Source organism: Alkaliphilus peptidifermentans DSM 18978 (genome assembly GCF_900101495.1).
Lineage (GTDB): Bacteria > Bacillota > Clostridia > Peptostreptococcales > Natronincolaceae > Alkaliphilus_C > Alkaliphilus_C peptidifermentans.
The window spans coordinates 1-6,534 of sequence record NZ_FMUS01000056.1 but is presented as its reverse complement, the minus strand read 5'-3'; the positions used below and the strand labels follow the sequence as shown (position 1 = coordinate 6,534).

The window sequence follows — 6,534 nt, the reverse complement described above, 5'->3', positions numbered from 1 at the left end:
AGTTGGCGTTAAATCGTATTCTTTCATAATTTCATGCTTAGGTTTGCCGCTTTCATAGAGTTTTACCATTTGGGCTTTAAATTCATCAGTATAGGTTCTTCTATCTCTTTTAGTCATATAAACATATCTCCTTTAATTTATATTAGTTAAAGTTTACATGACCTTATTTTTATTGTCTAGTTAATTGTAGCCCATCCATTTGCATAAAGGTGCTGGAAGCACGTTTTTAGGGAAAGGTCAGCGCACCACATCTCTTCACTGGGAGCAAGCTCCGCCAGGAAGTGTGTCAAGTCGGTCCGGTTCAATGACGTCGCACCCACGGGAACGTTATACGGCATCTAAGTATATTTGTTTTGTTAATAGAACTAATTTGATAGGAGCGGATTTAGTGAATTTAAGGACAGAAAATTTTAGTATAAGTGAGCTAACTGAAGAAGATGTAAAAGGGATATTAGAAGTGTATAATTCAAACCAAGATTTTCTTTTATCTCATATGGAAAGAAGAGAAGTAAGTGTTGAATGGCTAAGGCAAGAGATTGAAGAAATGAAAAAAGCGAATTTTAAAACCTTAATAGTTAAAGAAAATATTAATGATACTGTAATAGGGTTTATAGACTTTAGCCCAATGGAAGAATGCTATTTATCACTACTTATGGTACACAGTTTATATAGAAGTAAAGGATATGGAAAAGAAATATACGATGAATTTGAGAATTACACTAGAATAATAAATGCAAAGAGAATAAGAATTGACGCTGTTTATAATTACAATAAAGAAGTATTACAATTTTGGGAAAATAGAGGATTTAACGAAATAGAAGAAATCCAGTTGAAGTGGTCAGATAAATTACTGGATGCAATAGTGATGAAAAAGAATGTATAAAAAGAAAAGTAAAACATTGGTTATTAGTTTAAATTTGGATGTATCGACGACCGTATAACAATTCATTTGCATAAAGGTGCTGGAAGCATGCATTTAGGGAAAGATCAGCGCACCACACCTTCTCACTGGGTGCAAGCACCGCCAAGGGGTATTCCTTTAGGGTCTAGTTCGAAGGCGTCGGGAATGGCAGAGACGTTAGGTGACATATGCTTTAATAAATATATTTGGGGGAGATAAAGATGGGAAATATTTTTGCTATTGGTGGTGGCGAAATAAGAGATTTAGAGACTTTAGAAATAGATAAGAAGATAGTTGGTGCGTCATTTCACAATAATTATACATAGAGGAATTTGTTTGTATGGTAGAGAGATTAGAGAGGTGTTTGGCAGTGTCCCTAAAGAGAATTATATAGATTCAATAATTAATGATATTGAAAATTCAAAGAAAGATATACATGAAAACCCTGTTGATACTACTTTAAATCTATGTCGAGTATTATACTATATAAATGAAAATGTTGTCAGTTCAAAACTCGAAGGGGGAAACTGGGGGAAAGGAATGGTTTCACAAGAATATAGAAAAATTGTAGAGGATGCTGTAAAAGTATATAAGAATGAATTAGACCAAATGAACTATAGTGAAGATAGATTAGTTGAATATGCAGATTACATGATAAAAGAGATAAATATATATAAAGATCAATGAGAGCATCACGGTGTTGCAAAGCCGATACATCTTATAACAAGCCATTCCCACAAGGGCGCTAGTGGGCACGTGTTTAGGGTAAGGTCAGAGCACCACACCTTCTCACTGGGTGGCAAGCACCGCCAAGACGGTCTATCTATGGGGTCCAGTTCGAAAGGCGTCGTAAATACGAGAAGTTAGATGACATTTTGTCCAAAAATAAACTCCTTGGTTTTACAAGAAGTTAAAGAACAGCGGTATTTATTTCAAGCCATTGAGTTAATTCATCTTTAGATAAATTACCAGTGGATAATTGAATGATAGTTGTATATGTTTCTTTTTCAGAAGCAACTATTTCATATCCGTTTCTCTGTAGAAAGATATCCATTGCTACTAAAGATATTCTTTTGTTACCATCTATAAAAGGATGATTGTTACATAGATGAAAACCATAGGCAGCAGCCATTTTAAAAATATTATCATGAAGATATGTACTATCAAATGTTGCTCTTGGTTGTTCAAGAGCAGATTCAAGTAGTGATACATCTCTTATTCCTGGACTACCGCCATAAAGTTGAATAAGTTGACCATGGAAAAATAATATAACATCTTTCGGAATAAAAACTATACTACTCACTTTGATAATGCCCTTAAAGTATTTTTATATTTATTGTTGGTTTTATCAAAGCTATTAGTCCATTTTTCAAATTCAGGGTCGTAAGGAGTTAGGACAAAGCCGTCATTTTGTTCAATGATATGAAGTTCAACACCTTCATTCAAATTATATTTTTCCATGAGTTCCTTGGGAATAGTAAACCCAAAACTGTTACCAACTTTTCTTAATCTAGTTGTTTTCATAATTATCACCTCATATATATTATAACATTTGTAATACGTATTATGCAATAGGATAAGATAATTAGTGCTAGAATTAAATGATGATTACAAAACGATCATCTAACATTGTATTTACGGGAGGTGCTGGTTGGCAAGCGTATAGGGAAAGGTCAGCGCACCACATCCCTTCACCGGGAGCGGAGCTCCGCAAAGACGGTCTATCTATGGGGTCCGGCTCAGGGACGTCGTAAACACGGAGACGTTATGTGTCATCTCTATTTAAGTGGAATTTGGTGGTTAAAGCAAGGTGTCAGTTTGGTAAAAAAAGGAAAATTAAAAGATTATCTATACTTATAACATGGAGGTATGTAAATTTGGGAAAAGAGTTATCAGAAATGACGTTAGAAGAACTGTGGGAGTTGTTCCCTATTATTTTAAAAGCACATAGTAAAGACTATAAAAAATGGTATGAGAATGAAAGGCAAAGTCTTTTAGATTGTATTGGCAGAAAAAATATATTAAGAATTAATCATGTAGGAAGTAGTGCGATAGAAGGACTGATTTCTAAGCCTACAGTAGATATTTTATTAGAGATAGACTGTAAAACAAATATTGAACAATTATATAATATACTAATAAATAATGGTTGGATAATGATGGCATCTCAAAAAGAACCATATATGCAAATGTCATTCAACAAAGGATATGCAAAAGAAGGATTTGCGGAAAAGGTATATCATTTGCATGTTCGTTACTATGACAACTGGAATGAATTGTATTTTAGAGATTACCTAATGGAGTGCAAAGAAGCTGCTAATGAATACGGAAAACTTAAATTACAGTTGTTAGAAAAATATAAGAAAGACAGAGATGGATATACAAAAGCTAAATCTACTTTTATTTTGGAACATACGGAAAAGGCAAAGAAAAAATATGTAGATAAGTATAACCCGAAAATGCTTAAAACACCATAAATTTGATATTTCAAAATAGAATAATTATTTAGGTTGTTGTGAATCCAAATAATTCAGAGCTATCGAGACGATCACATAACAGCGTTTTTACGGGAGGTGCGGGCAGGCACGTGTCAAGAGAAAGATCAGCGCACCACATCCCTTCACCGGGAACGAAGCTCCGCCAAGATGGTCTATCTTTGGGGTCCGGTTCAGGAACGTCGTGAAGCCAAGACGTTAGATGACATCTATTAATAGAGTACTCTAGAGTGAGTTTTTTAAAAAATATCAGAACTAATTTAATATAAATAAGGAGCTGAATAGATTAAATTAAGAAATTTTCTACCGTTAATCTTTGCCTTGCCATCAGTTGTCATTGGTGCTGTAGCCATGTATTTAAATAAAATCTCAATAGGTATATGGAGTCAAAATATTGTTGCACTAATAATCTCAGGATTTCTTTCCTATTTATTTTTGAAAGAAAAACCTAAAATTAGTAAAAGAAACTCTTTTGGTTTTATTGTTCCAATAACAATAATTCTCTTATTTCTAACTATATTAATTTCTACATTGTTTGGTAATTTTCCAGTTCCACTGATGGGTTATGGAATTTCTCCAATAATCGGTTATTTTATAGCTATAACATGGTTATTAAAAGTTAACACAAAGGTTTTCAAGCTACAAGCATAGTCATTTGAATGTTTTTTAAGGGATGATGAAGAGGACGGCATATAACAATGCATTTGCATAAAGGTGTTGGAAGCATGTTTTTGGGGCAGGTTCAGCACCACACCTTCTCACTGGGAGCTAAGCTCCTCTATGGGGTATTCCTAAAGGGTCCAGTTCGAAGGCGTCGCAAATGAGGGACCGTTAGTTGAAATCACAATATCGGGGTAGAATGTTGAGGTCAATTGTTTTGTCTGGTGATCTGAACATCAGATATATTCAAGGTGTTTTAAAAGGAGATGACATTACATGAAAAAAATTAGAGCAATCTATATTGGTGATGTTAGATTTGACCAGTGTCCAGTTTTTGAACTAAATATGGAAATGAACTATTTTGAGATGTTAATTGATAAAGAATTTAGATATGAAAAAGAATGTGTAGAGGAAGATGATGATTTTTTGATTTTTACAGTGGAAAATGATAGAGCAGCCTTAGTTGAGAAGTAGGACGCATTCTTTGGATTATGTGACATTGATGGTCGCTGAAAGGAGAGAAAAATGGTAGGCAATTATGAAGTAGTAACTTTATGTGGTAGTACTAAATTTAAAAATGAATTTCTTAAGGTCCAAAAAATACTTACTTTACAAGGTAAAATAGTAATTTCTGTTGGATTATTTGGTCATTCTGACGACAACGAGGTTTGGGATGAAGGTAAAAAAGAAATGCTTGACGATATGCACAAAAGAAAAATTGATATGGCAGACTATATATTTGTAATCAATAAAGATAACTACATTGGAGAGAGTACAAGGTCAGAAATAGAGTATGCTGAAAATACTGGCAAACCCGTATATTACCTTGAAACACCTTGTTGTGCAAATGGAGAGTAATGACGCATACCATATAAATTGTGTAATAAGGTTTAAAATTGTTGAGGAACATAATCTTTTAAATATGTCATTAGAAAGACAGATAGGTTGTGACATCAACTAACAAGCCATTCCCACAAGGGTGCAAAAAGCACCGTCAAGGAGCAGTGTCAGAGCACCACACCTTCTCACTGGGTGCGAGCACCGCCAAGGGGTGTTCCTTAGGGGTTCAGTTCGAAGGTGTCGCAAATGCGGCCCAGTTATAGGAAATAGTGATATCGGGGAGATTCTCTAGGGACTATTTTTAAAAAGATAAGGAGATAGGATATATGTCTAAAGTTGATAATGCTCAAACGGTCGAGCAGCAGTATTCTGACGATAAGAATCTTTCAATAAGGATTTCATTACATAACAAATACAGTACTAATAAATATGGATATTCTAATTGGATATTTGATTTTTACCAATTTTTTAATGGATGTAAAATATTAGAGCTTGGATGTGGAAATGGAATAGTATGGGAAAAAAGAATTAATAGGTTACCTGTAGGAACAAATCTTGTTCTTTCCGATTTTTCAATTGGTATGGTTGAATTAGTTAAAGAAAAATTTAAAGGAAATTCAAATGTATCAACAGAAATAATAGACATACAAGAAATTGGCTACTCTGATAATACATTTGATATTGTAATTGCTAATTCAATGCTCTATCATGTTCCTAATTTACCCAAGGCAGTATCGGAAGTTTATCGTGTCTTAAAGCCGAATGGGAAATTTTACGCATCTACAACAGGAGTTAATGGAATGACTAAATATCTACATGAAAAACTAAAAGAATTTAATCCTGAAATAGATGCTTTCGGAGATGATTCTTTCTCATTCACATTACAGAATGGTAATGACATACTTAGTAGCAAATTTAATAATATTAATGTTTATGAGTATAAGGATTCGCTAGAGATTACAGAGACCGTAGACTTAATAAGCTGGATTCTTTCTACAAATTCAATGTCAGAAATCGATAAAAGTAAAATTGTAGGGCTTGATACATTCTTTGGAAGGTGTAAGGATAAAAATGGTATTATTAAAATTCCAAAACAAGCTGGTATGTTTGTGGCAGTAAAATAATGTTTAATTGTTACAGTAGTTTAGTGCAGCGTATTTTTAAAAGACATCACTACTACCTATAACAGAGTGTTCATGGAAGGTGCGGGAGGGCAAGTTTTGAGGACAAGGTCAGCGCACCACATCCCTTCACCGGGAACGAAGTTCCGCCAGGACGGTCTATCTTTGGGGTCCGGCTCAGGGACGTCGTAAACACGGAAACGTTAAGTGACATCACATTTCTACGGTTAAAACCTCTTAATATTTTCAATTATTTATTTTACAAAGGAGAATTGCAATGAACACTATTTCAAATGTAATTGATATATTAAATAGCTATCAAGCCTTAAAATGGGGAATATCTGAAATGAAAAGTTCTCACGAACTAGGTAAAAATTACTCGAGGGCTATTTCATTATTATTACCTTACTCATATAAATTAGAAGATTGTAGTACAACTAGATTTTATGATTTTCTTCTTGGAAAGATAAGAGGAGAAATAGAAGATTATATTAAATATATAGAAGAGTTCTTAGAG

The 6,534-nt window shown here is 33.8% G+C and carries 10 protein-coding genes; 8 read left to right on the top strand and 2 right to left on the bottom strand.

Annotated features, from left to right (window positions below; all coding sequences use genetic code 11):
* The first annotated feature begins 388 nt into the window (after positions 1-388).
* Both BLP68_RS21010 and BLP68_RS21005 read left to right on the top strand, forming a co-directional pair.
* The gene (locus BLP68_RS21010; RefSeq protein ID WP_176759145.1) at positions 389-883 is read left to right on the top strand and encodes a GNAT family N-acetyltransferase; all 495 of its coding nucleotides are present in this window, start codon (positions 389-391) and stop codon (positions 881-883) included.
* 354 nt (positions 884-1,237) lie between these two features.
* Positions 1,238-1,588 (top strand): DUF4111 domain-containing protein, encoded by a 351-nt coding sequence (locus tag BLP68_RS21005; RefSeq protein ID WP_176759144.1) that lies wholly within the window; start codon positions 1,238-1,240, stop codon positions 1,586-1,588.
* Between the two features lie 223 nt (positions 1,589-1,811).
* Here BLP68_RS21005 and BLP68_RS21000 read toward each other — a convergent pair whose 3' ends face one another.
* Positions 1,812-2,204, bottom strand: a complete 393-nt coding sequence (locus BLP68_RS21000; RefSeq protein ID WP_091547702.1) for a type II toxin-antitoxin system death-on-curing family toxin — start codon at positions 2,202-2,204, stop codon at positions 1,812-1,814.
* Positions 2,201-2,425: an AbrB/MazE/SpoVT family DNA-binding domain-containing protein gene (locus BLP68_RS20995; RefSeq protein WP_091547700.1), complete on the bottom strand. Its 225-nt coding sequence runs from the start codon at positions 2,423-2,425 to the stop codon at positions 2,201-2,203. The genes BLP68_RS21000 and BLP68_RS20995 overlap by 4 nt, the downstream gene beginning before the upstream one ends.
* A 353-nt stretch (positions 2,426-2,778) precedes the next feature.
* Here BLP68_RS20995 and BLP68_RS20990 point away from each other — a divergent pair, with 353 nt between their 5' ends.
* From BLP68_RS20990 to BLP68_RS20965, 6 genes are all read left to right on the top strand, one after another.
* Complete coding sequence (locus tag BLP68_RS20990; RefSeq protein WP_091547699.1) at positions 2,779-3,378, top strand: GrpB family protein; 600 nt, start codon at positions 2,779-2,781, stop codon at positions 3,376-3,378.
* A 369-nt stretch (positions 3,379-3,747) separates the two neighbouring features.
* The gene (locus BLP68_RS21920) at positions 3,748-4,047 is read left to right on the top strand and encodes a hypothetical protein (RefSeq protein ID WP_091547697.1); all 300 of its coding nucleotides are present in this window, start codon (positions 3,748-3,750) and stop codon (positions 4,045-4,047) included.
* 285 nt (positions 4,048-4,332) lie between these two features.
* The gene (locus BLP68_RS20980) at positions 4,333-4,530 is read left to right on the top strand and encodes a hypothetical protein (RefSeq protein ID WP_091547696.1); all 198 of its coding nucleotides are present in this window, start codon (positions 4,333-4,335) and stop codon (positions 4,528-4,530) included.
* 51 nt (positions 4,531-4,581) lie between these two features.
* Positions 4,582-4,914, top strand: a complete 333-nt coding sequence (locus tag BLP68_RS20975; protein WP_091547694.1) for a hypothetical protein — start codon at positions 4,582-4,584, stop codon at positions 4,912-4,914.
* A 308-nt stretch (positions 4,915-5,222) separates the two neighbouring features.
* Positions 5,223-6,020: a class I SAM-dependent methyltransferase gene (locus BLP68_RS20970; RefSeq protein ID WP_091547692.1), complete on the top strand. Its 798-nt coding sequence runs from the start codon at positions 5,223-5,225 to the stop codon at positions 6,018-6,020.
* Positions 6,021-6,294: 274 nt separating this feature from the next.
* On the top strand, positions 6,295-6,534 hold a 240-nt coding region (locus tag BLP68_RS20965; protein ID WP_143003144.1), incomplete at its 3' end, for a hypothetical protein.